This is a genomic window from Amycolatopsis stemonae (assembly GCF_054781455.1).
Genome location: NZ_BAAGUJ010000003.1, coordinates 496,997 through 522,393 on the forward strand (window position 1 = coordinate 496,997; position 25,397 = coordinate 522,393).

At 71.8% G+C, this 25,397-nt stretch carries 26 protein-coding genes; 15 read left to right on the forward strand and 11 right to left on the reverse strand.

The genetic code is table 11. From position 1 onward, the window contains the following. The first annotated feature begins 17 nt into the window (after nt 1–17). The gene (locus tag ACYVLJ_RS14120; RefSeq protein ID WP_460438928.1) at nt 18–1,130 is read left to right on the forward strand and encodes an Lrp/AsnC family transcriptional regulator; all 1,113 of its coding nucleotides are present in this window, start codon (nt 18–20) and stop codon (nt 1,128–1,130) included. 621 nt (nt 1,131–1,751) lie between these two features. Here the strand turns inward: ACYVLJ_RS14120 and ACYVLJ_RS14125 are convergent. The 4 genes from ACYVLJ_RS14125 to ACYVLJ_RS14140 form a co-directional block, all read right to left on the reverse strand. Further along, nucleotides 1,752–2,693 carry an SCO0930 family lipoprotein gene (locus tag ACYVLJ_RS14125; protein WP_460438929.1) on the reverse strand — a complete coding sequence of 314 codons (942 nt, stop codon included), beginning with the start codon at nt 2,691–2,693 and terminating at the stop codon, nt 1,752–1,754. A gap of 44 nt (nt 2,694–2,737) precedes the next feature. Continuing rightward, nucleotides 2,738–4,171, reverse strand: a complete 1,434-nt coding sequence (locus tag ACYVLJ_RS14130; protein WP_460438930.1) for a DUF1996 domain-containing protein — start codon at nt 4,169–4,171, stop codon at nt 2,738–2,740. A 339-nt stretch (nt 4,172–4,510) separates the two neighbouring features. Continuing rightward, the gene (locus ACYVLJ_RS14135; RefSeq protein WP_451973565.1) at nt 4,511–5,302 is read right to left on the reverse strand and encodes a zf-HC2 domain-containing protein; all 792 of its coding nucleotides are present in this window, start codon (nt 5,300–5,302) and stop codon (nt 4,511–4,513) included. Between the two features lie 7 nt (nt 5,303–5,309). Continuing rightward, on the reverse strand, nt 5,310–5,870 hold the full coding sequence (locus tag ACYVLJ_RS14140; protein ID WP_451973567.1) for a sigma-70 family RNA polymerase sigma factor: 561 nt from the start codon (nt 5,868–5,870) through the stop codon (nt 5,310–5,312). Between the two features lie 249 nt (nt 5,871–6,119). On the opposite strand from ACYVLJ_RS14140, the gene ACYVLJ_RS14145 reads away from it, so the two are divergent. From ACYVLJ_RS14145 to ACYVLJ_RS14165, 5 genes are read left to right on the forward strand one after another with little or no spacing between them, the layout of a single operon-like run. After that, nucleotides 6,120–6,683: a hypothetical protein gene (locus ACYVLJ_RS14145; RefSeq protein ID WP_451973569.1), complete on the forward strand. Its 564-nt coding sequence runs from the start codon at nt 6,120–6,122 to the stop codon at nt 6,681–6,683. After that, nucleotides 6,667–7,458: a DUF4142 domain-containing protein gene (locus ACYVLJ_RS14150; RefSeq protein WP_451973571.1), complete on the forward strand. Its 792-nt coding sequence runs from the start codon at nt 6,667–6,669 to the stop codon at nt 7,456–7,458. Before ACYVLJ_RS14145 ends, ACYVLJ_RS14150 begins: the two co-directional genes overlap by 17 nt. Then, nucleotides 7,451–8,068: a ferric reductase-like transmembrane domain-containing protein gene (locus ACYVLJ_RS14155; RefSeq protein ID WP_451973573.1), complete on the forward strand. Its 618-nt coding sequence runs from the start codon at nt 7,451–7,453 to the stop codon at nt 8,066–8,068. Before ACYVLJ_RS14150 ends, ACYVLJ_RS14155 begins: the two co-directional genes overlap by 8 nt. A 1-nt stretch (nt 8,069) precedes the next feature. After that, complete coding sequence (locus ACYVLJ_RS14160; RefSeq protein ID WP_451973575.1) at nt 8,070–8,297, forward strand: ferredoxin; 228 nt, start codon at nt 8,070–8,072, stop codon at nt 8,295–8,297. Beyond that, nucleotides 8,290–9,723, forward strand: coding sequence for an NAD(P)/FAD-dependent oxidoreductase (locus ACYVLJ_RS14165; RefSeq protein ID WP_451973577.1), 1,434 nt, complete (start codon nt 8,290–8,292; stop codon nt 9,721–9,723). Before ACYVLJ_RS14160 ends, ACYVLJ_RS14165 begins: the two co-directional genes overlap by 8 nt. Before the next feature lie 382 nt (nt 9,724–10,105). Here ACYVLJ_RS14165 and ACYVLJ_RS14170 read toward each other — a convergent pair whose 3' ends face one another. Continuing rightward, nucleotides 10,106–11,512, reverse strand: a complete 1,407-nt coding sequence (locus tag ACYVLJ_RS14170; protein ID WP_460439135.1) for an MFS transporter — start codon at nt 11,510–11,512, stop codon at nt 10,106–10,108. A 114-nt stretch (nt 11,513–11,626) separates the two neighbouring features. Here ACYVLJ_RS14170 and ACYVLJ_RS14175 point away from each other — a divergent pair, with 114 nt between their 5' ends. The 9 genes from ACYVLJ_RS14175 (at nt 11,627) to ACYVLJ_RS14215 (ending at nt 19,989) form a co-directional block, all read left to right on the forward strand. Then, nucleotides 11,627–12,517, forward strand: a complete 891-nt coding sequence (locus tag ACYVLJ_RS14175) for a LysR family transcriptional regulator (RefSeq protein WP_451973579.1) — start codon at nt 11,627–11,629, stop codon at nt 12,515–12,517. Nucleotides 12,518–12,860: 343 nt separating this feature from the next. Then, a complete protein-coding gene (locus tag ACYVLJ_RS14180; RefSeq protein ID WP_451973581.1) occupies nt 12,861–13,304 on the forward strand; it encodes a helix-turn-helix transcriptional regulator in 444 nt (147 codons plus the stop codon). Nucleotides 13,305–13,314: 10 nt separating this feature from the next. Then, the gene (locus ACYVLJ_RS14185; RefSeq protein ID WP_451973583.1) at nt 13,315–13,725 is read left to right on the forward strand and encodes a VOC family protein; all 411 of its coding nucleotides are present in this window, start codon (nt 13,315–13,317) and stop codon (nt 13,723–13,725) included. A 47-nt stretch (nt 13,726–13,772) separates the two neighbouring features. Beyond that, nucleotides 13,773–14,960 (forward strand): MFS transporter, encoded by a 1,188-nt coding sequence (locus ACYVLJ_RS14190; protein ID WP_460438931.1) that lies wholly within the window; start codon nt 13,773–13,775, stop codon nt 14,958–14,960. After that, nucleotides 14,951–15,190, forward strand: a complete 240-nt coding sequence (locus ACYVLJ_RS14195; RefSeq protein WP_460438932.1) for a helix-turn-helix transcriptional regulator — start codon at nt 14,951–14,953, stop codon at nt 15,188–15,190. The genes ACYVLJ_RS14190 and ACYVLJ_RS14195 overlap by 10 nt, the downstream gene beginning before the upstream one ends. After that, a complete protein-coding gene (locus ACYVLJ_RS14200; RefSeq protein ID WP_460438933.1) occupies nt 15,187–17,544 on the forward strand; it encodes an excinuclease ABC subunit UvrA in 2,358 nt (785 codons plus the stop codon). Before ACYVLJ_RS14195 ends, ACYVLJ_RS14200 begins: the two co-directional genes overlap by 4 nt. 105 nt (nt 17,545–17,649) lie before the next feature. Continuing rightward, a complete protein-coding gene (locus ACYVLJ_RS14205) occupies nt 17,650–18,666 on the forward strand; it encodes a fatty acid desaturase family protein (RefSeq protein ID WP_460438934.1) in 1,017 nt (338 codons plus the stop codon). A gap of 10 nt (nt 18,667–18,676) precedes the next feature. Next, entirely contained in the window at nt 18,677–19,738 is a 1,062-nt protein-coding gene (locus ACYVLJ_RS14210; protein ID WP_460438935.1) for an MBL fold metallo-hydrolase, read from the forward strand. Further along, on the forward strand, nt 19,723–19,989 hold the full coding sequence (locus ACYVLJ_RS14215) for a Smr/MutS family protein (protein WP_451973594.1): 267 nt from the start codon (nt 19,723–19,725) through the stop codon (nt 19,987–19,989). The genes ACYVLJ_RS14210 and ACYVLJ_RS14215 overlap by 16 nt, the downstream gene beginning before the upstream one ends. A 2-nt stretch (nt 19,990–19,991) precedes the next feature. Here the strand turns inward: ACYVLJ_RS14215 and ACYVLJ_RS14220 are convergent, their stop codons facing one another. From ACYVLJ_RS14220 to hsaA, 6 genes are all read right to left on the reverse strand, one after another. Continuing rightward, nucleotides 19,992–20,591 carry an Rv1733c family protein gene (locus ACYVLJ_RS14220; protein WP_460438936.1) on the reverse strand — a complete coding sequence of 200 codons (600 nt, stop codon included), beginning with the start codon at nt 20,589–20,591 and terminating at the stop codon, nt 19,992–19,994. A 121-nt stretch (nt 20,592–20,712) separates the two neighbouring features. Next, on the reverse strand, nt 20,713–21,861 hold the full coding sequence (locus tag ACYVLJ_RS14225; protein ID WP_460438937.1) for an alpha/beta fold hydrolase: 1,149 nt from the start codon (nt 21,859–21,861) through the stop codon (nt 20,713–20,715). 62 nt (nt 21,862–21,923) lie between these two features. Continuing rightward, nucleotides 21,924–22,463, reverse strand: coding sequence for a flavin reductase family protein (hsaB, locus tag ACYVLJ_RS14230; RefSeq protein ID WP_460438938.1), 540 nt, complete (start codon nt 22,461–22,463; stop codon nt 21,924–21,926). Continuing rightward, nucleotides 22,460–23,371 (reverse strand): iron-dependent extradiol dioxygenase HsaC, encoded by a 912-nt coding sequence (gene hsaC, locus ACYVLJ_RS14235; protein ID WP_460438939.1) that lies wholly within the window; start codon nt 23,369–23,371, stop codon nt 22,460–22,462. Before hsaC ends, hsaB begins: the two co-directional genes overlap by 4 nt. Further along, nucleotides 23,371–24,216, reverse strand: coding sequence for a 4,5:9,10-diseco-3-hydroxy-5,9,17-trioxoandrosta-1(10),2-diene-4-oate hydrolase (gene hsaD, locus ACYVLJ_RS14240; RefSeq protein WP_460438940.1), 846 nt, complete (start codon nt 24,214–24,216; stop codon nt 23,371–23,373). The genes hsaC and hsaD overlap by 1 nt, the downstream gene beginning before the upstream one ends. Next, nucleotides 24,216–25,379, reverse strand: coding sequence for a flavin-dependent monooxygenase (gene hsaA, locus ACYVLJ_RS14245; RefSeq protein WP_460438941.1), 1,164 nt, complete (start codon nt 25,377–25,379; stop codon nt 24,216–24,218). Before hsaA ends, hsaD begins: the two co-directional genes overlap by 1 nt. Nucleotides 25,380–25,397 lie beyond the last annotated feature (18 nt).

The window sequence follows — 25,397 nt, forward strand, 5'->3', positions numbered from 1 at the left end:
TGGGCGAAGAATCCACCATGTTGGCCGAGCAGGACCTCAAACTGGTCGACGCGCTGCAAGCGGCGCCGCGGGCGTCGTGGTCGACGCTCGGCCGCGCGCTCGGGTTGAGCGCGGTGACCGCCGCCCGGCGGTGGGACACGCTCGTCGCGCGCGGGGACGCCTGGCTGACCGCGTACGTCGGCGGCGAGCTGACCGGGCAGCTGGCCCTGGCGTTCGTCGAGATCGACTGCGAGCCGGGCTCGGCTTTGGGCGTCGCGGAGGAGCTGGCCGCGGACCCGCACGTGGTGACGGTCGAGTACGTGGCCGGGCCGTGCGACCTGCTCGCCCACGTCGTCGCGCCGACCCTGCGCGAGCTGGGCGCGCACGTCCTGGACCGGGTCGCTGCCGTGCCCGGCATGACGCGCGCGCGAACGGTCCTTTCGCCCCGGATGTTCACCGAGGGCAGCCGGTGGCGGGTCCGGGCGATCTCGCCGGGCCAGCGCGAGGCGCTTTCGGTGAAGCCGGCGAAGAACCGGGCGCCGCTGCGGTTCGACGACGCGGACCGGGCGCTGATCCTGGCCCTCGGGGCCGACGCGCGGGCGTCGGCGGCGGCGTTGGCGCTCGAGCTCGGCGTCGGCGCGACGACCGTCCGGCGCCGGCTGGACGCGCTGCTGGCCCGCGGCGCGATCCGCGTCCGGTGCGAGATCGCGCGGTCGGTGTCGCCCGCGCCGGTGACCGTGACGCTCTGGCTGCGCGTGCCGCCCGACAAGCTGGAGACGACCGCGCGGTCGCTGGCGATGCTGCCGGAGGTCCGCATGTGCGCGGCGCTGACCGGGGCGGCGAACCTGATGCTGGTGCTGTGGCTGCCTTCGCAGCACGACACGGTGGCGGTGGAGGCGCTGCTGGCGGCGAAGCTGCCGTGGCTGGAGATCACCGGCCGCGCGGTGACGCTGCGGAGCGTCAAGCTGATGGGCCGCCTGCTCGACGCGGCCGGGCGCGGCACGGGCCGCGTACCGCTGGACTTCTGGGCCGCGGTCCCCGTGCCGGAGCACGGGGACCGCGGCGTGGCCGGTCCGGGGGATGAGGGGGGTGAGGTGGAGGGAAGCATCCACCGGACCGGGGTCTTCGGGGAGGAGCGGCCGGCCCGGTGACCGAGGGGCGGCCGCCGGGCCGGGAAGGTTCGGGGCGGATCTCGCGTGACCGCGGTGGCGCTGTGTGATCCGGCGATCTCGAGCGGATCCACGTGATCGGCGGTGGGACTCGCGTGACCACGGGTGGCTCCGCGTTATCCGAAGCGGATCCGTGTGTTCGGCGGCGGGCTCGCAGGGTCAGAGGCCGGCTCTCGACTGTTGGGGGTCGGACCTTGCTCGCCCGGGCGGGCTTCTCGCGTGATCTGAGGGGCATCACGCGTGATCGGAGAGGCATCTCGCGTGTCTGGAGGGGCATCACGTGTGTCTGGAGGGAGGAGTTCCGGCGCGGTGGACTTCGGGGGGGTGAGGTGGAGGGAAGAACGTCCACCGGCCGGAACTCGCGGGGCGGGAAGGGGTTCCCGCCTGTCTCCTCCTTCGCTGACCCGGCTTCGCCGGATCGGTGTGGGGTGAGGACTCCCGGCCCGGGGACTGGGGGGTGAGGTGGAGGGAAAACGTCCACCGGGCCGGGGCTCGGGGCGCGGGACGGGGGTCCCGCGGTTCTTCGGGTGGTGCAACCGGCCCGGCGGACTCGGGGGGTGAGGTGGAGGGAAGTGTCCGCCGGGCCGGGGTTCGTGGGGCGGGTCAGTACCCGCCGGGTGCCGAAGCCGTCGCGACGGCGTTGCCGGGCCGGCGTGACGGGTCGACCTTGCAGCCGTTGGGTTCCACGGCGTACCAGGTGTTCCCGACGCCGTGGCCGTTCGCCTCGCCGGGCGCGTCGTCCTCGGCGTAGGTGTAGACCGGCCAGCCGCCGACGGTGACCTGCTTGCGGCCGTCCGCGCGGGTGAGCTGTCCGATCAGGGCGGTGTCGACGTCCTGGGCGACGGTGATCCGGCCGTCGACGAGCAGCGGCGGCCACGTCTTGGCGCAGGCGCCGTCGCAAGTGGACGTTCCGGAACCCTTGCCATCCTTGGTGAACAGGTAGAGAGTCCGGCCGGCGCGGTCGGTGAGCACCGGGCCGAGGCCGCCGATCTCGGCGGTGCCGATGGTCTTGGCGGAGTCCGCGCTCTGCCCCGCCTTCTCCCCCGCCGGTGTGATGGCCGCCCACTTCGCGCCGACGTTCTGGCCGAGCGCGACGCCGGAGCCGGTGTCCTTGGCGTACCGGTAGACCGGCCAGCCGGCAACGGTCACCTGCTTGCTCCCGTCGGGCCGGGTGACGAGGCCGACGAGCCGCTGGTCCACCCCGGCGGCGAGCGCCGGCGAGCCGGAGATCAGCGGCGGCCACGCCTCCGCGCAGGCGTCCACACAGGACGTCTTCGAGGGGTTCGCGGAGTCGTCGGCGTAGCGGTAGAGCGTGTGGCCGGCCGCGTCGGCGAGGACGGCGCCGAGACCCTCCACTGTGGACGTCACCAGCCGGTCCTGGCCGGCCCCGGAGGACGCCGGAACCGTGCTCGCCGAAAGCTCCTGCCGAGCACCCAGCGGCTGGACCGCACCGGGCGCGGCGTACGGGTTGGTCCCGCAGGCCGCGACCAGCGCGAGACCGGCGACGGCGGGCACCGCGGCGGCGATCGGACGAGCACGGTTCATCGGACGTTCTCCCTCCTGGTGTGGAGTGACCGGGGCGAAAGGCGTTATTCCGCGCAGGCCTTGCCGGAGTTGATGCAGTTGACCACGCGGCCCATGATCTTCCGGCTCATCACGTTCGCGAAGTCGTCGTGGTCGGACCGCGGGTTGTGCTTCTCCTGGGCGAAGGCGTCCACTTTGTACTGACCCTTTTGCTGGACGTCCTGCGGGATGTTGTAGACCAGCGTCACCTGAAGCTGCGGCACGTTCTTGAAGCCCTGCGGGCACTTGCCCTGCTGGTTCGCGAACACGATGTGCGTGCGGTGGTTGGCGCTGTCGGTGTTCTTGCCGTCCCAGCAGTTCGGGAAGGCGTGGATGCGCTCAACCTTGCTGCCCTGCGGGCAGATCGGGTACAGGTCGGTCAGCCGGTCCTCGAACCCGGTGCAGGTCCAGCTGGGCCGGGCGTTGGCCGGGCCGTTGGTGCTCTGCTTGGCGTCACCGTAGAGGATCTTCAGCCCGAGCGGCATCGCGGTGACGTTCTGCGCGCCACCGCCGATGAACTTCAGCGTCGCGGACTCCGGCTCGACGATCTGGCCGTCGTTGTCGCCGACTTCTTCGTTCGCACCCTGCGCGCCGCCGAGCTCGCCGCCGGCCGCCGCGCTGCTGCTCTGGTTCTGGTTGCCGCCGTTGTTGTTGTTCTGGCCGCCGTTGTTCTGGCCGCCGTTCTGGCCGCCCCGGCGGCGGTTCTGGCCCTGCTGCTGGTTCTGCTGGTCCTGCTGCTGCGCGTTCTGGTCACCGCCGCGGCCCGCGCCGCCCCCGGTGTTCCGGCGCCGCTGCTGCTGGCCGTTCTGGTCCTGCGCGTTCTGGTCCTGTGCGTTCTGGTCCTGGTTCTGCGCGTTCTGGTCCTGGCCCTGACCGGCGTCCTGCGCGGCCTGCGCGTCCTTGGCGCTCTGGTCCTGCTGGACGTCGCCGGTCTTGCCCTGCTGAGCCTGCTGGGCCTGCTGGTTCTTGCTCGCCGCGGCCGCGTTGTCCGCGCGGTCGATGCGGATGACGGGCCAGAAGTAGGCCGACTGGTCACCGTTCTTGCAGGTGGTGCCGCCGGCCAGGAGGCTCTTGAGGCTGGAGTCGGCGTCCGTGGTCACGTTGCCGACGTAGTCGTGCAGGTGCTGGGCGCCGTTCTTGATCCCGGGCTGCGCGATGAAGTTGTCCGGGTTGTGGTGCGCGCCGTCCGCGTTCGTTCCACAGTCGACGGTGAAGGAACCCTGCGCGCCCTTCTTCTTCAAGGCCGCGTTGACGTTGTTGCCCGCGGGAACCTTGGTGATGTCGATGAAGAACGACGGGTCCGCGGGGTCCGCGCTGGCCTCGCCCGTGCGGCCCGTGGTGACCGCGACGGCGAGTGCGCCGACGGCGATCGCCAGGCCGATCGCGCCCATCGCGATCTTGGTACGACGGGCCACGCGATGCTTGCCCGTCACGGGGGACCGAGAATGGTTCCGGGCCATAGACTAGTTCACCTCGTTCGTTTTTCCGGGCACGCCGAACAGCGCGGCGGCCCGGGCAAGAACTACCGTTGGTTGAGGTCGAGATCGCACGGAACCCTCGGGGGATGCTGCGGTTCCGGCTTGTCGGGACGCATCGGGGGATGCATTGGGGGATACGGACGCGAGCGCGGCGAGGTTCAAAAGCGACCGGCCCGTTATCTGTTCGTTATCTGGCGGAACGCAACCGGATCCGGTTCATGCAGGTCACACGGTTCTGCCCCGGAAAACGGTTCAACCAGGCCGCCGCAAAAGACGGTCGCGAACCGCCCTGACACTCATGAGAAAGCTGCGGCAGAACGCTCAGCGCTGCACGACGACGAGGACCGTGCCGTCGTCGCCACGGACTTCGAAGCGGCCGATCTGGTCCACGGCCAGGGACACCGATCCCTGCAGCCGCAACGGCTCCGGCGAGCCCGGGATGCCGAACCCCTTGGGCGGCACCGACCAGCCGGACACCACGCGGTCGTCACCGGTCGTCGAGACCGCGACCAGCTGGCACTTCATCGGCCCGACGATGCCGCGCAGCTCGAGGTCGACGCGGCTGCCCCACTCCACGGAGGACACCGAGACGACCGCGCTGACGGCGGACCCGCCGCTGCCGCGGCCGTAGGTCTGCCCGCCGCCGGGCTGGCTCGGCGTGCCCGAAGACGGCGGCGGGACGGACGTCGCCAGGACGCTCGTCGCCGGCGGTGCCTGCTTGCTGCTCGGAGCAGCGAGGGAGGCGGGCGGGACGGCGTCGGCCGGCCGGACCGCGAGGGTCACCAGCGGGCCGGCCACGACGAGGGCGGCGGCCGCGGCGCCGGCGAGCAGGCCGAGGCGCTTGCGGCGGCGCCGCTTCACCGCGGCCTCTTCCATCAGGCCGCGCAGCACCCGGGGCCCGGGGGCGAGGGTGCGCGGGCTCGGCGCGGGCATCGGGGGCTCCGGCCAGCTGCGCTTCACGAGGTCGAGCACGTCCGGCAGCTGGTAGAGCTCGATCAGGTCGAGCTGGCAGTGCGGGCAGTTCATGAGGTGGGCTTCGAACTGGGTGTTCTCGGCCTCGCTGAGGACGCCGAGCACGTACGCGGCTACATCGGTGTGTGCGGACCCGGCCACCCTCGGTTCACCCCCGCTCACGCAACGCGCGGCGCAGCGCGCGGACGGCGTGGTGGATGCGGGACTTGATCGTGCCCGGAGGCACGCCGAGCGTCGCCGCGACCTCGTTCACGGTGCGATCGCGCAGGTAGGTCTGCTGGATGGCCTCCCGCTGCTCGGGCGAAAGGCCCTGCAGCGCCTCGTAAACGATCATCGCGGCGAGCGTCCGGTCCGATTCGTCGGACACCGCGATCGCGTCGGATTCGATCTCTTCGAGCTCCTGGGGCCGCACACTCCGGCTGCGCCAGCCGTCGATCACGATGCGCCGGGCGACCGTGAACAGCCACGCGCGCAGCATCTCCGGCTGGCGGTCGAGCTTGTCCGCGTTCCGCCACGCCTTGATCAGGGTCTCCTGCACGACGTCTTCGGCCCACTGCCGGTCGTGGCCGGTCAGCCGCAGCGCGAACGCCATGAGGGACCCGCCGAACTCCTGGTACAGCGCCTTCGCCAGATCGTCATGGGCGTCGTTGGGCTCGACAACGACTTCCTGATCTTGAACGGGTCTCAGCGCTCGAGTGTGCCGTCCCACGCGGGACATCCTGGTGCTCCGAAGGGCCTACGTCCAGTACCAAACGGTCCCGAAACTTTTTTGAACCGTTTCCGGACCGTGTCCGTATCCCCTACCGAAGACCCCGACAAGGCGTTGTCCCCCGCAACGCTCCGCATCCACTCCGGACCGAATGTCCACTGTGGATCCTTCGCGCGCATTTCCGCCTCACCCCAGGCAACTGCGCGTAGTCATGCCCACGGAGGAGCAGTGATACGCATTCCCCGAACGGTGGTCCCCGCCGCCGTGTGCCTCACCGCACTCGCCCTGCTCACCGCCTGTACCGCCGGCGCGGCCACCACCGGTGGCGGGTACGCCGGCGCCGGTATGCAGATGCCCGGGATGCAGGCCCCGATGACCCTCGCGATGCCGCAGCCGATCACCGCCAACCCGAACGATCCGGCGAAGAGCCAGCTCAGGGCCGCGAAGACGTTCGACCTCGGGCTCATGCTCGTCGACGGCACCGGGTACACGATCTACCGCTACGACCGCGACACGACCGACCCGTCCCGCTCGAACTGCACCGACGCCTGCGCCGCGAAGTGGATCCCGGTCAAGGCCGGCGGTCCCGCGCCGATCGACGTCGACCGGTCGCTGCTCGGCCAGATCACCCGCGACGACGGCACCCAGCAGGTCACCCTGGCGGGCTGGCCGCTGTACCACTTCACCGGCGACAGCGAACCGGCCGACACCTCCGGCCAGGGCGCCGACCAGGCCTGGTACCCCATCGCGCCGGACGGCAAGAAGATCACCCTGACCCAGGACCAGTGGAGGGAAAATGCTTTCGGCCTCTGAGCTCGCGGGGCTGGAGCTCACCCCACCGTCCCCGCTCGAGCGCTCCCGCCCGCTGGTCCGGATCCTGTTCGTGCTGGTCGCGGTGCTGACGCTGCTCGCGGCGGTGTCCCCGGCCTCGATCGCCCAGACCACCGCCGTCTCCCCCGAAGACGCCGTGCTGCTGACCAAGGTCCGCCAAGCCGGGCTCTGGGAGATGCCCTCGGGCATGATGGCGATGGAGAAGGGCAGCCCGAAGGTCCAGGCGGTCGGCTTCGCGATCATGATGGACCACGGCCGGCTCGACGTCGCGACGCGCGCGCTGTCGCAGAAGCTCAACTCGCCGGTCCCCGACCAGCCCTCCGACGAGCAGCGCGGCTGGCTGCTCGAAGAGATGAACGCGGCCCCCGGCCCGGCCTTCGACCGCGTCTTCGCCAACCGGCTGCGCGCGGCGCACGGCCAGGTGTTCGCCATCCTCGCGCAGCTGCGCGCCGGCACCCGCAACGACGACGTGCGGGCGTTCGCCACGGTCGGCAACCAGGCCGTCATGCGGCACATGACCATGCTCGAAAGCACCGGAGTCGTCGACTTCGACGCGCTGCCCACGCCGGTCGTCTCCACCACCGCGGCGCCGGCCGGTGCCGCGCTCGGCCTCGACACGTCCCAGATCGCCGTGGTGGGCGCGCTGTTCCTGCTGGTCGGCGGCGGCCTGTTCTACGTACTGCGCCAGATCAAGGGCAACCGCGGCCGCGCCACGCGCCGGCCGGCCACCGTCAGACCGGGGGGCAGCCATGGTTGAGACCTGGCACGACGCGACGCTCTTCCTCACCCAGCAGTTCCAGCCGAAGACCGACCCGGCGGCCCGCGGCCTCGCCGCGTTCGCCGCCCGGACGTCCTACGCCGCGACGATGCTGACGCTCACCTGGGGCGTGCTCACCGCGACGGGGTGGATCCGGTCGGTCACCGGCCGGAAGGGCCTGCGCAGCACGCACATGGTGCTCGCGACCGCGACGCTGATCTTCGGCGCGGTGCACGCCCTCGGCTTCACCTACCTGACGATCGCCCCGTACAGCTTCTCCTACATGTTCATCCCGTTCAGCTCCGGCCAGGAGGCCCGGCACATCGCGGGCATCGTCGGCTTCGAGGTGATGGTGGCCATCTTCGTCACCGCGGGCCTGCAGCGCTTCACCTCCTACCGGCGCTGGCTGTGGCTGCACCGCTGCGCGTACCCGGCGGTGGCGCTCATCGCGATCCACTCCTGGTTCGGCGCCATCGCCAACGGCCACCTCTCGGTGACCTGGCTGGGCGGCATCACGCTGCTCGTCCCGGCGGTCACGGTGTCGCTGCTGCGGTTCATGCCGGCCCGCACGCTGGAGCGGATCGGCCTCGTCGAAGAGCAGGTGGTCTGACATGCCGCTCCGCTTCGGGGGTGGCCCCCGGATCAGCGTCGACAACGACCGGTGCGAGCTCTACGGCATCTGCGCCATGGAGGCGCCGGACGTGTTCGACCTCGGCCAGGACGGCAGGCTGCGCTTCCACACGCGGCTGCTGGACGAAACCACCTTGGAACAGGCGAAGATGGCCGCCCGCTGCTGCCCGATGCAGGCGGTCGTGATGAGAGGGGACCTGGATGGCTGACGGCGACCGGATCGTCATCGTCGGCGCGGGTGTCGCAGGGTTGCGCGCCGCGGAACGACTGCGGGAACTGAACTTCGACGGCGAGATCGTGCTCATCGGCGACGAGGCGCGGCGCCCCTACCACCGGCCGATGATCTCCAAGGCGCTGGTGATGGGGACCGAACGGCCCAGCGACGTGGGCCTTTCGCACTACCTGCCGGACCTCGACGTGCACTGGCGCCTCGGCGCGCGCGTCACGCACCTGGACACCACCGAGCGGGTCGTGCACCTGCCCGGCGGCGAATCCCTCTGGTACGACGGCCTGATCGCCGCGACCGGCGTCTACCCGCGGCACCTGCCCGGCGCGCCGCGGCACGACCCGCGCGTGCGGATCCTGCGCACGGTCGAGGACTCGATGGCGGTGCGGCGCTGCCTGCACGCCAGCAAGAAGCCGGCCGTCGTGATCGGTGCCGGCCTGATCGGCAACGAGTTCGCGGCGAGCATGCGGCACATCGGCCGCGACGTCACGCTCGTCGGCCACGCGAAGGCGCCGCTGCACCGCTTCGGCGACCGCGTCTCCAGCGGCATCGTCGAGGCGCACCACGAGCACCGCGCGAAACTGGCGATGAAGAGCGAAGTGCGGCACTGGATCAGCACGAAGGACACCGTCGGGCTGCACCTGACGAACAACCAGCTGCTGGTCGCCAGCGTCGTCGTGCTCGCCATCGGCAGCGTCCCGTCGGTCGACTGGATGCGCGGCTCCGGCCTCGACATCAGCGACGGCGTGCTCTGCGACTCGAAGCTGTTCGCCGAGGGCGCCTCCGACGTCGTCATCGCCGGTGACATCGCGCGCTGGCCGAACCTGCGTTTCGACGAGACCCCGCGGCGGGTCGAGCACTGGATCAACGCCGTCGAGTCGGCCCGGCACGCGGCGGAGAACCTGCTGATGGGGCACTCGAGCGCGAAGCCGTTCACCCCGCTCCCCCGCGCGTGGTCGACGCTCTACGACACGCGGCTGCAGATGTGCGGGATGCCGTCGCTGGCCGAGGACACCGTGACCCTGGCCGACGGCATCACCGGCTTCATCCGCGACGGCCGGCTCGTCGGCATCTCCGCGTGGGACAAGCCCAGGGCGATGCTGGACTGGATGGCCGAGCTCGACCGCCGGCTGCCCGCCCCCGACTACGTGCCCGAGCCGGAGCCCGCTCCCGCCCCGGAGGTCGCCGAGGTCCCCACGGTCGAGCCGTCGCTCGCCGCCCTGGCGGCCGACGTGCCGGCGGAGTTCGACAGCGGCTTCGACCACCAGGCCTTCGAGCGCGAGTTCGAGAGCGAGTTCGCCAACGACATCCCCACCACGGCGTTCCCGGCGCAGGCCCCGCCCACCACGGCGTTCGCCGCGCAGCCCGGAGCGGCGCTGCCGACCATGGCCATTCCGATGGGGAGGTAGAGAAGGACCGGGACCCGGCTGCGCGCGGCGGCCGCGTCCCCTCGCCGGTCACCACGCCCCCTCCGCGGCTGGGCGGTGTGGTGGCCGGCCCCCAGCGTCCCCCTGCCCGCCTCGCGTCCGGTGACGGATCGAGCGCCCGGCGGGCCAGGAGAGGGCCATCCCGAAGGAACCCGACGCCTCCGGGATGGCCTTCTTCCGGCACACCGGGCGGGGGCCCGGGGTCGAGCGTCGCGGCGGTCTTCGACCGGTGCGGCGTGCACGTCCGTGACGGCCTTTCCGGGGGAAGGGTATGCCGCCGGGAAGGCCGCCACGGTCGCCAGTCGGGTCGGGGTTGCACCGGTGAAGGCCGTTCCGAGGGAAACGGGAGCCCTCGGAACGGCCTTCACCTCGTGCGGCGGGAAAGCCGCGACTCCCCCACGACGAGCCCGCCGAGGACCAGGACCGCCACGCCGACCACCCGCAGCCCCGCGTCCGCGCCGCTGACGAAGGCCGCGACGACTTCGTGCGCCCGGCCGGTCCGCGCGAGGGCTTCGGCCACCGTGTGCGCGCCGCGGACGTCCGGCGGCAGTGCGGCGGCGAACCGGCCGGTCAGGACCGTGCCGATCACGGCGACGCCGAGCGCGCTGCCGAACTCCCGCGTGGTGGCCTGCAGCCCGGTGCCGACCCCGGCCTGTTCCGGCGGGAGTGACCCCGCGATGACGCCCGACAACGTGGGCAGCGCCAGCGTCACGCCGATGCCGGTCACCAGGAGCCACGCGGCGTAGGCCGCGTACGACGTCTGCGTGTCGCTTGTGGACAGTCCGAGCAGGCCGCCGACGACGAACGCGAAGGCGAGCGCGACGGTGGCGTCGAGGCCGATGCGCCGCGTCAGCAGGCCGACGTGCCGGCCGCCGAGGATCATCGGCACGGTCAGCGGGATGATCCCGAGCCCGGTGCCCAGCACGCCGAACCCCTTGGCGTACTGGAGGAACGACGCGTTGACGTAGAACAGCGCGAACATGCCGAAGAAGACCGTCGTCATGCCGAGGCACGCGCTGCGCAGGCGGGCGATCCGGAACAGCCGCGGGTCCAGCAGCGGGTGTTCGGCGCGCAGCTCGGCGAGTACCCAGGCCGTGAAGAGCACGGCGGCGCAGGCGAACCCGGTCAGGACGACCGTGCTCCCCCAGCCCGCCTCCGGGCCCTGGACGATCCCGGCCAGCAGGGCGACCGACGCGCCGACGAGGAGCACCGCGGCCAGCGGGTCGAGACGCCGGTCGTGGCGCGACGACACGGGCGCGACCCGGGCCACCAGCGCGGCCGCGACGAGGGCGGCCGGCACCGCGGCGGCGAAGAGCCAGCGCCACGACCCGGCCGTCAGGACCAGCCCGCCGCCGACGTTGCCGGCGACGCCGCCGATGCCGGTCATCGACGCCCAGGTCGCGATGGTCGCGGGTTGGCGTTCCGCGGGCACCGCGTGGAGCAGGACGGCGAGCGAGTTGGGCAGCACCGCGGCGGCGCCGACGCCGGTGAGCGCCCGGCCGGCGAGCAGGAGGACGACGTCCGGCGCGACCGCCGAGAGCAGCGCGCCGGCGGCGAACAGCCCGAGCCCGGCCAGCAGGACGCCCTTGCGGCCGCACCGGTCGCCCGCCGCGCCGCCCGGGATCACCAGGCAGGCGAACACGATCACGTAGGTGTCGACGATCCAGACGAGCGCCGGCGCGGACGGGTGCAGCGTGCTCGCGGCGAGCAGCGGGACGGCGAGGTTGACCGCCGCGACCATGCCGACCACCAGCACGACGCAGGCGCACATCAGCGGGAGCAGGCCGCCGCGCGGACTCTTGAGGAACATGCTTTCGAAGCTAAGGACCACGTTCTGTGTCGTGCCACGCAACTTTGGCAATGTTCTCTTGCGTACGATGCAACCATGTCCGACCAGCTCGACCTGAACCTGTTGCGCGTGTTCGACGCACTGCTGCGCGAAGGGAGCGTCACGGCCGCGGCCGAGCGTCTCCACCTGTCCATCCCGGCGGCGAGCCGCGCGCTGGGGCGGCTGCGGCGGGCGATGGACGACCCGATCCTGGTGCGCGCCGGCCGCGGGATGGCGCCCACGCCGTTCGCGCTGCGCACGGCACCGCGGGTGCGATCGCTGCTGGAGGAGGCGGCGTCCCTGGTCAACACCGAGTTCTCGCTCGCCTCGCTCGAGCGGACGTTCACGATCCGCATCAACGACGGCGTCGCGGCGACCTTGGCGACGGTGGCGGTCGAGGCCGCGGCGGCGGCCGCCCCGGGCGTCACGCTGCGGTTCGTCGCGGAGGGCACCGAAAGCGCCGAAGCCCTGCGCGACGGCTCGGTCGACCTGGACATCGGCGCCGGCGACGCCTCGGCCCCGGACATCCGGACGGCCGTGCTCTACCGCGAGCGCCTGGTCGGCATCGTCCGCGAGGACAGTCCCCTGGGCCGCGCCCGCCGTCCGACGCTCGCGCAGCTGTGCCGCCACCCGCACGTCTCGGCGTCCCGGCGCGGCCGCGCGCGAGGCCCGCTGGACGACGTCCTGGCGGCGGCGGGCCTGCGCCGCCACGTCGCGGCGGTGGTGCCGACGTCCGCGCTGGCCCTGCTGCTGGTGGCGTCGAGCGGCCACGTCGGCCTGGTCCCGGAGCGCCTGGCGGACCAGCACGGCCCGGCTCTGGGCCTGCGCCGCTTCCCGATCCCGGCCGACCTGCCGCAGGTGGAGGTCCGGCTGAGCTGGCACGCCCGCCTCGACGCCGACCCGGCCCAGCGCTGGCTCCGCGACACGCTCCGCGCCGCCCTCGGCTGACCGTGTCGCCCCCCAATCACGCGAGATGCCCCTCCAATCACGCGAGATGCCCCCTCAATCACGTGTGATGCCCCTCCAATCACGGCTGCGGCCGCTCCGAGCGCGGGGCGGGTGCGGTACGGGAAGGGGTCGGCACGTGTGGTCCGGGGTCGGCACGCAGGTTCCCGGGCTCGGCGCGCGTGATCGGAGGGTCGGCGCGTGTGATCGGAGGGTCGACAGGCGTGATCCGGAGGTCGACACGTGATCGGAAGGTCGACACGCGTGATCGGAAGGTCGACACGCGTGATTGGGGGGTCGACACGAGGGGCTCCGCCGTAGCCCTGCGGTGTGGCACGATCGTGCGGTGAGCAGCACGTCCGCCTCCGAGCAGTACCTGCGTGACCTTGCCTTGCTGCGCCGGGTGCGCGACCGGATCGACCGGGAGTACGCGCAGCCGCTCGACGTCGAGGCGCTTGCGCGGGGCGTGAACATGTCCGGCGGGCACCTCAGCCGGCAGTTCCGGCGGGCCTACGGAGAGTCACCGTATTCGTACCTGATGACGCGGCGGATCGAGCGGGCCATGGCGTTGCTGCGCAAGGGCGAGCTGAGCGTCACGGAGGTGTGCTTCACCGTCGGCTTCTCGTCGCTCGGTACCTTCAGCACGCGGTTCGCGGAGCTGGTCGGGATGCCGCCGAGCGTCTACCGGGAGCAGCAGGCCGAGGCCACCGTCGGCATGCCCCCGTGCGTGGCCAAGCAGGTCACCAGACCGATCAGGAATCGAGAAGCGCGGCCTTCGGCGGCCACATAGTGTGACCGTCATGGACGTCACCATTCACGCGAGCTTCCTCCCGCACACCGACGCCGAGGCCTCGCTCGCCTTCTACCGCGACCTGCTCGGCTTCGAGGTCCGCCAGAACGTCAAGTACGGCGACCTGAACTGGATCACCGTCGGCCCGCCGAACCAGCCGGACACGGCGATCGTGCTCTCGCCGGTGGCCGCGACGCCGGGCTTGACCGACGACGAGCGCCGGATGATCGCCGAGATGATGGCCAAGGGCACCTACGCCTCGATCAACCTGGCCACCAAGGACCTCGACGCCCTCTTCGCGAAGCTCGAAGCGGGCAACGCCGAGGTCGTCCAGGAGCCGGTCGACCAGCCCTACGGCGTCCGCGACTGCTCGTTCCGCGACCCCGCCGGCAACCTCCTGCGCATCCAGGAGCTCCGCTGACCGAGGTCGCGGCCCGGTCGTACCGCGAGGTCCTGCGTGACCGCCGGGTGGCCGGGCTGCTGCTGGGGGACCTGCTGGCCAACGTCGGCACGGGCATGATCATCGTCGCGATGCCGGTGCAGACGCTGTCGCTGCACGGAAACGTGCCGAAGGCGATCGCGATCGGGCTGGTGGAGGCCGCGCCGTTCGTGCTCTCCACCGTCCTCGCGCTCGCGATCGGCCTGGGCCGGGTGCGCGTGCCGCCGCGGACGCTGCTGCTCGCCGACTGCGTGCTGCGGTCGGCGACCTTCACCGTCCTCGGGGTGCTGTCGGTGACCGGACGGCTGACCCTGCCGGTGCTGATCGCCGGGCTCCTGTTCGGCGCGACGGGGAAGCTCGCCGGGTCGAGCAGCCGCCGTCTGCTGGCGACGTCGGCCGCGGGCGAGGCCGGGCGGTTCTCGGTCAACGGCCTGCTCGGGCTCAACACCACGTTCGCGCTGTACATCGCCGGGCCGGTGCTGGGCGGCCTGGTCGTCGCGACCACCGGAGCGGGGTACGCGCTCTTCTTCGACGCCTTCGGCGCGCTGATCCTGCTGGCGGCCACGCTGCTCTTCGTGCCCAAAACAACCGAAGACCGCGACGCGCTGCGCGAACCGAGGACGTCCGGCTGGCGGATCCTGCGCCGCCGCCCGGTCGCCGCCCGGCTCCTGGTGGTCGAGTTCTTCTTCAACTTCCTCTACATGCCCATCGAGGTCGCGCTCCCGCTGTACGTGAGCGGGACGCTGCACGCCGGCGCGTCCGGCCTCGGCCTGCTGTGGGGCGCGCTCGGGGTCGGCGCGTTCCTCGGCTCCGCGCTGGTCAACCAGCTGCGGAACCTGCCGCAGCGGCCGCTGCTGGTCGCGATCATCGGGCTGTGGGCGCTGTGCCCGATCGCGCTCGCGGCCGTCGGCGACCTCACCGCCGCGCTGGTCGTCTTCGGCCTCGGCGGCCTGGTCTACGCGCCGTTCACGCCGGTCGCCTACAGCTTCCTGCAGTCGGGCCTCGAACCCGGGGAACAGCAGCAGGTCGTCACGCTCTGGACGACCGGCGCCACCGTCGCCGCGCCGCTCGGCCTGGCGCTGGGCGGGCCCCTGATCGAACTGTCCGGCACCACCGGCGGGCTGGTGCTGTCCGGCGTCTTGACCCTCGCCCTGCTCCCGATCGCCGCCCGCGCGGTGCTGGGGCGCACCCCGGAAAGGACCGCCCGATGTGCCTGAGCCTCCAGATCGCCGCGCACCAGCACCTGCGTGACCTGGCCCTGCTGCGCCGGATCCGCGACCGCATCGACCGCGAACCGACCCTCGACGTCGAGGCGCTCGCCCGCGACGCGGGCCTGACCGCGGCGGAGTTCGTCCGCCGGTTCCGGGACGCCTACGGGCAGTCCCCGCACGACTACCGGCGGGCCGTCCGCCCCTTCCCCTTCGACCGAGTCCTGGAGCCCCGATGACCAAGCACGTCGCCGACAGCCACGACCTGATCCGCGTCCACGGCGCGCGCGTGAACAACCTCAAGGACGTCAGCGTCGAACTGCCGAAGCGGCGCCTGACGGTGTTCACCGGCGTCTCCGGCTCCGGCAAGAGCTCGCTGGTGTTCAGCACGATCGCCGCCGAGTCGCAGCGGCTGATCAACGAGACCTACAGCACCTTCGTGCAGGGGTTCATGCCGACGCTGGCGCGGCCGGACGTCGACGTCCTCGACGGGATCACCACCGCGATCATCGTCGACCAGGAGCGGATGGGCGCCAACCCGCACTCCACCGTCGGCACCGCGACCGACGCGAACGCGATGCTGCGCATCCTCTTCAGCAGGCTCGGGCAGCCGCACATCGGCTCGCCCCAGGCGTTTTCGTTCAACGTCGCGTCGATCAGCGGCGCGGGCGCGGTCACCATCGAGAAGGCCGGACGGCAGATCAAGGAACGCCGCAGCTTCAGCATCACCGGCGGCATGTGCCCGCGCTGCGAAGGCCGCGGCAAGGTCAACGACATCGACCTGACCGCGCTCTTCGACGAGAACAAGTCGCTCAACGAAGGCGCGATCACCATCCCGGGCTACAGCATGGAGGGCTGGTTCGGCCGCATCTTCCGCGGCTCCGGCCTCTTCGACCCGGACAAGCCGATCAAGAAGTTCACCAAGAAGCAGTTCAACGACCTGGTCTACAAGGAACCGACCAAGATCAAGGTCGAGGGCATCAACCTGACGTTCTCGGGGCTCGTCCCGGCGATCCAGAAGTCGATGCTGGCCAAGGACGTCGACTCGATGCAGCCGCACATCCGCGCGTTCGTCGAGCGGGCGGTCACCTTCACGACGTGCCCGGACTGCGACGGCACGCGGCTGTCCGCAGAGGCCCGGTCGTCGAAGATCGACGGGATCAGCATCGCCGACGCGTGCGCGATGCAGATCAGCGACCTCGCCGCTTGGGTGGCGAAGCTGGCCGAGCCGTCGGTCGCGCCGCTGCTGGACGCGCTCAAGCGCACGTTGGACTCCTTCGTCGAGATCGGCCTCGGCTACCTCTCGCTCGACCGTCCATCCGGGACGCTCTCCGGCGGGGAAGCCCAGCGCACCAAGATGATCCGGCACCTGGGGTCGTCGCTCACCGACGTCACCTACGTCTTCGACGAGCCGACGATCGGGCTGCACCCGCACGACATCCGGCGGATGAACGACCTGCTGCTACAGCTGCGGGACAAGGGCAACACGGTGCTGGTCGTCGAGCACAAGCCGGAGGCGATCGCGATCGCCGACCACGTCGTCGACCTCGGCCCGCACGCCGGGTCCGACGGCGGCGAGGTCGTCTTCGAGGGCACGGTGGCCGGGCTGCGCAAGAGCGGGACGCTGACCGGGCGTCACCTCGACGACCGCACGACGCTGAAGCCGTCGGTGCGGACGCCGTCGGGTTTCCTGGAGGTGCGCGGCGCTTCGACGCACAACCTGCAGGACGTCGACGTCGACATCCCGCTCGGCGTGCTGACCGTCGTGACGGGCGTGGCGGGCTCGGGCAAGAGCTCGCTGATCCACGGCTCGGTGTCCGGCGGCGAGGGCGTCGTGACGGTGGACCAGACCGGCATCCGCGGCTCGCGCCGGAGCAACCCGGCGACGTACACGGGGTTGCTGGAGCCGATCCGCAAGGCGTTCGCCAAGGCCAACGGCGTGAAGCCGGCGCTGTTCAGCGCGAACTCCGAAGGCGCGTGCCCGAACTGCAACGGCAACGGTGTCGTCTACACCGACCTCGGGATCATGGCCGGCACCGCGACGCCGTGCGAGGTCTGCGAGGGCAAGCGGTTCCTGGCCGAGGTGCTGGACTACGAGTTCGGCGGGCGCGACATCAGCGAGGTGCTCGGGATGTCCGTCGCCGCGGCGCAGGAGTTCTTCGCCGACGGCGACGCGAAGCTCCCGGCGGCGCACAAGATCCTGACCCACCTGTCGGACGTCGGCCTGGGGTACCTGACCCTGGGCCAGCCGCTGACGACGCTGTCCGGCGGCGAGCGGCAGCGCATCAAGCTGGCGACGCACATGGCGGAGCAGGGCGGGGTGTACGTCCTCGACGAGCCGACGGCGGGCCTGCACCTGGCCGACGTCGAGCAGCTGCTGGGCCTGCTGGACCGGCTGGTGGACGCGGGCAAGTCGGTGATCGTCATCGAGCACCACCAGGCGGTGATGGCCCACGCGGACTGGATCGTCGACCTCGGCCCGGGCGCGGGCCACGACGGCGGCCGGATCGTGTTCGAGGGGACGCCGGAGCAGCTGGTGAAGGCGCGCAAGAAGACCCTGACCGGTGAGCACCTCGCGGAGTACGTCGGCTGACGCCCCGGGGAGCGTATACCAGAGTGCGGGGTAGGGCGGGCCCCCCGAAATGGCCTGGGGCGCTCCGGGTTCCGGGAGGCGCCCCTACCGCGAAGACTCGGGTGGGTGACCACCACAGAGATCAGCACCGGCAGCGACTTCGCCCGGCTCGGCCACCGCATCTCCGCCGCCGGGCTGATGGTGCGCCGCCCCGGTTACTACACCGTGCGGTTCGCCGTCGTCGGCGGGTTGTTCGCCGCCGGCTGGGTGGCCTTCGCGCTGCTCGGGAATTCGTGGTGGCAGCTGGCCGTCGCCGCGTTCCAGGCCGTCCTGTTCGGCCAGATCGCCTTGCTGTCCCACGATCTCGCGCACAGGCAGGTGTTCCGCCGCCGCCGGCCGACCGAGATCGCCGGGATGCTCGCGGGCAACCTCGGCATCGGGATGAGCTACGGCTGGTGGATGGACAAGCACACCCGCCACCACGCCAACCCCAACCACGAGGAGCTCGACCCCGACGTCGACCCGGACATCCTCGTGTGGTCGAAGGACCAGGCCCGCGCGGCGAACGGCGTCGCCCGGTTCGTCGGGCGGTACCAGGCTTTCCTGTTCTTCCCGCTGCTGACGCTCGAAGGCCTGAACCTGCACTGGTCCGGCATCCGCGCCGTGCGCAAGCCCGGCCTGCGCCGCCGCGGGGTGGAAGCCGCGTTGCTGGCCGCGCACTACGTGCTGTACTTCGGCGCGCTGCTGACCGTCCTCTCCCCTGGCATGGCGCTCGCGTTCTTCGCCGTCCACCAAGGACTCTGGGGTGTCTACATGGGATCGATCTTCGCGCCCAACCACAAGGGCATGCCGACGCTGACCGGCCGGCCGGAGCTCGACTTCCTCCGCAAGCAGGTGCTGACGTCGCGCAACGTGCGCGGCGGCGTCGTGACCGACGTCGCCCTCGGCGGGCTCAACTACCAGATCGAGCACCACCTGTTCCCGAGCATGCCGTCGCCGCACCTGCGCCGCGCCCAGCCGATCGTCCAGGCCTACTGCGCCGAGCTGGGCATCCCCTACCTGCAGACGAGCCTGGTCGAGTCCTACCGGCAGGCGCTCACCCACCTGCATGAAGCTGGGGCGCCTCTCAGGAACCGTTCGTAGACTCGGGTCCATGAGGAAGACGATCGCGGCGTTGCGGGACCTGCCGGCCGCGTTCGGGGCGAAGGCCACGGGCGCGCGAGCCGAGCGGGTCCGCTCGTCGCCGCAGTTCGACGGCAGGGTGTTCCGCAACGCGGCGCCGCGGCACCCGATGACCGCGGCGTCGATGCGGACCATCTTCCGGGAGATGTTCTTCGGCGAGCACCGCGAACTGCGCAAACCGGGCGGCGCGGTGCCGCTGGTCGCGAACGAGCCCGTCGAGACGGCCGAGGGCGCGTACCTGACCTGGTACGGCCACGCGTCGGCGCTGGTCGAGCTGGACGGCGCCCGCGTGCTGCTCGACCCGGTCTGGAGCGAGCGGGTGTCGCCCGCGGCCTTCGCCGGCCCGCGGCGGCTGCACGAGCCGCCGGTCGCGCTGTCGGGCCTCGGCCGGGTCGACGCGGTCGTCATCTCGCACGACCACTACGACCACCTGGACCTCGCGACCGTCCGCGCGCTGGTGACGTCGACCGAGGCACCGTTCCTGGTCCCGCTCGGCGTCGGCGCGCACCTGGAGCGCTGGCACGTCCCGGCGTCGCGCATCATCGAACTCGACTGGCACGAAGGGGCCACGGTCGCGGGCGTCCGCTTCGTCGCGACGCCGGCCCAGCACTTCTCGGGCCGGGGCATCACGAACGACGACACGCTGTGGACGTCCTGGGCGCTCCTGGGCCCGGCGCACCGCGTGTTCTACAGCGGCGACACGGGGTATTTCGACGGTTTCGCGAAGATCGGCCAGGAGCACGGCCCGTTCGACGCCGCCCTCATCCAGATCGGCGCGTACGCCCCGCACTGGCCGGACATCCACATGACACCGGAGGAAGGCGTCGCGGCGGGCCTCGACGTCCGGGCGAAGCTGCTGGTCCCGGTGCACTGGGCGACGTTCCAGCTGGCGATGCACCCGTGGGGCGAGCCGGCGGACCGGGTCTGGCGTGAGGCCAAGGCGGCGGACCTGCCGCTGGCCATCCCCCGCCCGGGCGAGCGGATCGACGTGACCGGGCCCCCGCCGGTGGACGGCTGGTGGCAGGCGCTGTGAAGCTGAAGCTGGACCTCCACGACATCTACAACCGCGGCGGCGAAATCGACCGGGCGCTCAAGGCGATCATCGACGAGGCCGTCGCCAAGAAGGCGCCGCTGGTCGAGATCATCCCCGGCAAGGGTTCGGGCCAGCTGAAGAAGCACGTCCTGCGGTTCCTCGAGCGCAAGGACGTCAAGGCGCTCTACCACCGGGTCGAGAAGGACAAGGACAACTTCGGCCGGGTGTTCGTGCACTTCCGCTGGAAGTGACCTCAGAACCGGCTGTCGTGCCGCGCTTCGGCCCAGGCGCGGTCCCACGCCGCCGAGTGGAGGCGGCCCACCGCGAAGCGGCCGATGCCGTACAGGCCCGTCAGGGACCCCGTGATGGCCACCCACAGCAGGATCGCCGCGAAGACGCCGTCAGCCGCCGACGTCGACGGGGACAGCGGCTCGGTCGTCAGCTCGCCGCGCTGGTCCAGCCACACCGGCACGTGCGTGCCCGCCGGGCTGCCCGCGTCCGCCAGGACATCGCCGGTGTGGCGGGCTCCGCGGGCGTCGAACCAGGCGGCCTGGACCGTCGTCTGGTCGGCCGGGGCGCCGGCGCCGTCGGTGCTGTACGTCTGGTTGGGCGCCGCGGCGAGCGAGACGGCCGTGGCCGGGTGCCGCGTGGTGCGCTCCTGCTCGGCGCGGGTGGTCTGGGAGGCGTAGGTGTCGGAGCCGAAGGCGGCCGCGAAGGGAAGGGCCAGCAGCGCGCCCGCGAAGACCAAGATCAGCAACGCGGCTTCGACGCGGTCGCCGAACCTGGTCAGCGGGTTGCGCCCGGGGTGCAACCGGCGCCGGAACCGGGCGATCCGTCCGCTGGGCCCACGCATGCGCGACTCACTCCTCCCAGAAAAAACACCAACTCCATAACAGTGTGCGCGCGGGGGCTCGACTTTCTCATGGAAATGGGATGCGGCCCACCTGTGAATCCTTCCACACCACCCGGTCGCGCTAACTGGCCGCGATCGCCGACCACAGGGCGTAAGCGATTTCGGGTCCGCAGACGTCCGAGTGGCCCTGGACGAACCGGTCGGCGAGGAGGTTGTGCGGGACGCCCTGGCGCCAGCGGTAGGTCCCGCCCACCGGGAGCAGCTGCGCGGTGACGGCCTCGGCCGTGCGCTGCGCGCCGTTGCGGCCGAGGCCGCCGTACGGGCTCGACGCGTCGCCGACCGCGGACGCCTTCCGGCCCGCGATCCGCGACGCGATCGCGTAGGCGACGCCGACGGCCAGGTCGTTCGCGGTGTGCGTGACGAGGATCGGCCCGGTGACGACCCGTCCGGCCACGACCTCGCGGAACGCGCCGGGCCGCGGCCCCGCTTCGCCGTCGTCCCAGTCCGCGGCGAAGCCGTGGTGCGAGAACGCCGCCTGCAGCAGCGTCAGCGTGGCCAGCGACCCGGCCGGGCGGGCGTTCGCGGCCGCCGTCACCAGCCGCCCGCCGAAGCTGTGGCCGACGAGGTGGACCCGCGGGCCCGGCCGGGGGAACGTGGCCACCAGCGGGGCCAGGCCGCGCTCCCCCACGTCGTCCGCGCGGGCCTTCATCTCGTAGTAGGCGAGGAAGTCGAGGAGGTGCTTCGCCGCGTCGGCGGAGCCCGTGCCGCCGAGCCGGTCCATCACCGTGCCGCCGGGCAGCGTGAACAGCTGGGTCGACGCGTCTTCCCGGTCGTCCGCGCCGCGGGCGGCCACCGAGAGCAGGGCCGCGGCGAACGCCGTGCGCGCGGTCGCGCGGGCGGTCAGGGCCGGCACCAGGTCGGCCGCCGCGTCGATGGTGAGCCGCTGGCCGGGCACGAGGTCCCGCAGCTGGTCGAGCCGCTCGGCCAGGCCCGCTCCCGGTTCCAGCCCGGCGAGCTTCCGCGACGGCCACAGCACGCAGGCCAGCGCGATCCGGCGCCCGGGGCCCGCGACCGCGCGCAGCGACTCCGCGAGGGACGCGTAGAGCAGCCGCGCGGTCAGGTGGTCGTTGGTCCAGCCGTGGCTCAGCACGACGAGGTCGGTGACCGCGGCGTCGGCCGCGAGCTCGCGCACGGCCGCGCCCCGGTCGCCGACGAGCTTGCCCGCCTGGTCGAATTCGACTTCGGCGGCCGGGAACCCGGACAGCTCCACGGGGTCCTCCTCGGGCGACGACTCCCCGGAAGTCGCCCGAACCCCGGCCGCCGTTACCCGGCTCAGAGCCAGTCGTCCGGCCGCGGCCACGGCATCAGCGCCGCGAGCGCGTTCCGCGCGGGCTCGGTGACCGAGTACCGGCCGCGGTGGAAGAGCAGCGGCCGCGCGTCCGACGGCGTGCCGAGCGCGGTGACCCGGCCGATCACGACGTAGTGGTCGCCGGCCTCGTGCACCGCCTCCAGGGAGCAGTCGATCCAGGTGAGCGCGCCGTCGAGCAGCGGGGCCCCGGACGGCGCGGGCGTCCAGCCGAACCGGCTGAACTTGTCCTCGCCGCGGGCGCCGAAGACCGCGCTGACCTCCTGCTGGTCCTCGGCCAGCACGTTGACGGCGAACCGGCCGGCCGCGGCGAGCACCGGCCACGTCCGCGACGTCTTCGCCGGGCAGAACAGCACCAGCGGCGGGTCGAGCGACAGCGCGGCGAACGATTGGCAGGCGAACCCGGCGAGGGTGTCGCCGTCGCGGCCGGTGACCACCGTGACGCCCGTGCAGAAGTGCCCGAGCACGCTGCGGAATTCGGTCTGGTCGACCGCCACCGCGGTCATGCGCCGGGCGGTCGCGCGCCGACCGAGAAGTCGTGCCCCCACAACGAAACCGCGGTGCTTTCGCGGGCGATCCAGTTGTCGTCGTCGACCTGACGGCCTTCGCAGCCGAACTCGACGTCGAAGCCGCCGGGGGTCTTCATGTAGAACGACAGCATCAGGTCGTTGACGTGCCGGCCGAGCGTGGCCGACATCGGCGCCTTGCGCCGGATCGCGCGGTCGAGGCACAGCCCGACGTCGTCGGTGTTCTCCACCTCGACCATCAGGTGCACGATCCCGGACGGGGTCGGCATCGGCAGGAAAGCCAGGCTGTGGTGGCGCGGGTTGCAGCCGAAGAACCGCAGCCACGCGGGTGGCCCGTCGGCGGGCCGGCCGACCAGCTGCGGGGGCAGCCGCATCGAGTCGCGCAGCCGGAAGCCGAGGACGTCGCGGTAGAACCGCAGCGACGCCTCGTCGTCCTTTGTAGACAAAACGACGTGGCCGAGGCCCTGCTCGCCGGTGACGAACTTGTGGCCGTACGGGCTCACCACGCGCCGGTGCTGCAACGCGACGCCGTGGAACACCTCTTGCGTGTTGCCGGACGGGTCGTCGAAGCTGATCAGCTCGTCGACGCGGCGGTCGGCCAGCTCGTCGGGCGTGCCCTCCTTGTAGGGCACCGACGCACTGTCCAACCGGGACCGCAGCTCGGCCAGCTCCCCCGCGTGAGCGACCTCCCAGCCCGTGACGGCGAGCCGGTCGGCGTCGCCGGGCGAGACGACCAGACGCGCCGGGAAGTCGTCCATGCGCAGGTAAAGCGCGTCCGGGTTGGTGCCGCTGCCTTCGACCATGCCGAGCACCTTGAGCCCGTACTCGCGCCACGCGGCCATGTCGGTGGCTTCGATGCGGAGATAGCCCAGTGACCGGATGCCCATCAGGAACTCCCGAGGAAGTCGAGGGCCAGCCGGTTGAATTCGTCGAACTTCTCCAGCTGGGCCCAGTGTCCGCAGCCGCCGAACACGTGCAGCTGCGCGCGCGGGATGGTCTTCAGCGCCACGAGCGCGCCGTCCAAGGGGTTGACGCGGTCTTCGCGGCCCCAGATCAAGAGTACGCGCTGGCGCAGCAGATGGGCTTCGCGCCAGAGCATGCCTTCTTCGTAGGTTTCGGGGTGGGCGAACGACTTCCCCATCGCGCGCATCGCGGCCAGGGACTCCGGCGTGTTCGCCGCGGCGAAGCGCTCGTCGATCAGCTCGTCGGTGATCAGCGCCTGGTCGTGGACCATGATCCGCAGGAACGCTTCCATCCGCTCCCGGCTCGGCTTGGCGCCGAACTTGCCGAGGTTCTTGACGCCCTCGGTCGGGTCGGGCGCGAACAGGTTGACGCTCAGCCCGCCCGGCCCCATCAGCACCAGGCGCCCGGCGCGCTTGCCGTGGTTCAGCGCCAGCCGGACCGCCGCGCCGCCGCCGAGGGAGTTGCCGACGAAGTGGGCGCGCTCGATGCCGAGCGCGTCCATCAGGCCCACGACGGCGTCCGCGCTGTGGCGGAAGTACTGCGGGTGCTCGGCCGGCTTGTCCGAGCGGCCGAAGCCGGGCTGGTCGACGGCGATCGTCCGGTAGTGCTTGGCGAACTCCGGCAGGTTGCGTCCGAAGTTGCTCCACGCCGACGCGCCGGGCCCGCCGCCGTGCAGCAGGATCACCGTCTCGGCGTGTTCCGCGCCGGCTTCGTGGTAGTACAGCTTCAGCGAACCCGCCTGGACGTACTTGCCTTCCGGTGCGGCCATCAGTACATCGCGTTCTCGACGGGGAGCCCGAAGGCGCCGGTGCCGAACATGACGTACGCGCGCTCGGCGTCGTTGGCCGCGTGGACGCGGCCCGCGTGCGCGTCGCGCCAGAAGCGCTGGATCGGCGTGCCCCGCTGGATCGCGCGGCCACCGGAGTTCTCGAAGAGCCGGTCGATCGCGGCGATCGCGCGTTCGGTGCCGCGGACCTGGTCGCGCCGGACGCGCAGCCGCAACTCCGAAGGTAGCCGTTCTTCGCGCTTGGCCAGCTCGTACAGGTCCTCGATGTTGCGGGTCAGCTGCAGCCACGCGGCGTCGATCTCGCTGGCGGCTTCGGCGATCCGCACCTTGGCGAACGGGTCCTCTTTGGACTGTTCACCGGCGTAGGCGGCCCGCACGCGCTTGCGCTGGTGCTCGACGTGCGCGTCGTAGGCGCCCTGGGCCATGCCGATGATCGGTGCGGTGATCGTGGACGGGTGCACCGAGCCGTAGGGCAGCCGGTACAGCGGCCCGGGGTTGACGGCCTGGCCGGGCACCTTGCACTTCGACGTCGCGATGAAGCTCAGTGCCCGGTGCTGCGGCACGAAGACGTCCTCGACTACGATGTCGTTCGACCCGGTGCCGCGCAGGCCCACGGTGTCCCAGACGTCGACGATCGTGTAGTCCGCGATCGGCAGCAGGTAGGTGCAGAAGTCGACCGGCTTGCCGTCCTTGAACGCCGGCCCGCCGAGCAGCACCCACGTGCAGTGGCCGGAGCCGGAGGAGAAGCTCCAGCGCCCGGACAGCCGGTAGCCGCCGTCGACGACCTCCGCCTTGCCCATCGGCGCGTACGACGACGAGATCCGCACGTCCTCGTCCTCGCCCCAGACCTCCTGCTGCGCCTGCTGGTCGAACAGCGCCACGTGCCACGGGTGGACGCCGAGGATGGAGGCGACCCAGCCGGTGGACCCGCACGCGCCGGCGATCAGCTTGACCGCGGTGTAGAAGCTCACCGGGTCCGTTTCGAGGCCGCCGAACGGTTTCGGCTGCAGCATCTTGAAGAACCCGGTCTCCTGCAGGGCCTTGACGGACTCCTCGGGCACGTTCCGCGCGTCCTCGGTGTCCTGGGCCCGCTCCCGCAGGACCGGCAGGAGGTCCCGGACCCCGGCGATCACCTGCTCGCTCATGCGCAGTTCCTCTCTCGT

Bases quoted from the DNA above. Each gene is read 5' to 3' on its own strand.
- hsaD (WP_460438940.1), bottom strand. From the start codon at position 24,216: ATGGCCGCACCGGAAGGCAAGTACGTCCAGGCGGGTTCGCTGAAGCTG.
- ACYVLJ_RS14200 (WP_460438933.1), top strand. From the start codon at position 15,187: ATGACCAAGCACGTCGCCGACAGCCACGACCTGATCCGCGTCCACGGC.
- ACYVLJ_RS14175 (WP_451973579.1), top strand. From the start codon at position 11,627: ATGTCCGACCAGCTCGACCTGAACCTGTTGCGCGTGTTCGACGCACTG.
- hsaA (WP_460438941.1), bottom strand. From the start codon at position 25,379: ATGAGCGAGCAGGTGATCGCCGGGGTCCGGGACCTCCTGCCGGTCCTG.
- ACYVLJ_RS14125 (WP_460438929.1), bottom strand. From the start codon at position 2,693: ATGAACCGTGCTCGTCCGATCGCCGCCGCGGTGCCCGCCGTCGCCGGT.
- ACYVLJ_RS14195 (WP_460438932.1), top strand. From the start codon at position 14,951: ATGTGCCTGAGCCTCCAGATCGCCGCGCACCAGCACCTGCGTGACCTG.
- ACYVLJ_RS14165 (WP_451973577.1), top strand. From the start codon at position 8,290: ATGGCTGACGGCGACCGGATCGTCATCGTCGGCGCGGGTGTCGCAGGG.
- ACYVLJ_RS14170 (WP_460439135.1), bottom strand. From the start codon at position 11,512: ATGTGCGCCTGCGTCGTGCTGGTGGTCGGCATGGTCGCGGCGGTCAAC.
- ACYVLJ_RS14155 (WP_451973573.1), top strand. From the start codon at position 7,451: ATGGTTGAGACCTGGCACGACGCGACGCTCTTCCTCACCCAGCAGTTC.
- hsaB (WP_460438938.1), bottom strand. From the start codon at position 22,463: ATGACCGCGGTGGCGGTCGACCAGACCGAATTCCGCAGCGTGCTCGGG.
- hsaC (WP_460438939.1), bottom strand. From the start codon at position 23,371: ATGGGCATCCGGTCACTGGGCTATCTCCGCATCGAAGCCACCGACATG.
- ACYVLJ_RS14160 (WP_451973575.1), top strand. From the start codon at position 8,070: ATGCCGCTCCGCTTCGGGGGTGGCCCCCGGATCAGCGTCGACAACGAC.
- ACYVLJ_RS14150 (WP_451973571.1), top strand. From the start codon at position 6,667: ATGCTTTCGGCCTCTGAGCTCGCGGGGCTGGAGCTCACCCCACCGTCC.
- ACYVLJ_RS14210 (WP_460438935.1), top strand. From the start codon at position 18,677: ATGAGGAAGACGATCGCGGCGTTGCGGGACCTGCCGGCCGCGTTCGGG.
- ACYVLJ_RS14185 (WP_451973583.1), top strand. From the start codon at position 13,315: ATGGACGTCACCATTCACGCGAGCTTCCTCCCGCACACCGACGCCGAG.
- ACYVLJ_RS14130 (WP_460438930.1), bottom strand. From the start codon at position 4,171: ATGGCCCGGAACCATTCTCGGTCCCCCGTGACGGGCAAGCATCGCGTG.
- ACYVLJ_RS14220 (WP_460438936.1), bottom strand. From the start codon at position 20,591: ATGCGTGGGCCCAGCGGACGGATCGCCCGGTTCCGGCGCCGGTTGCAC.
- ACYVLJ_RS14120 (WP_460438928.1), top strand. From the start codon at position 18: ATGTTGGCCGAGCAGGACCTCAAACTGGTCGACGCGCTGCAAGCGGCG.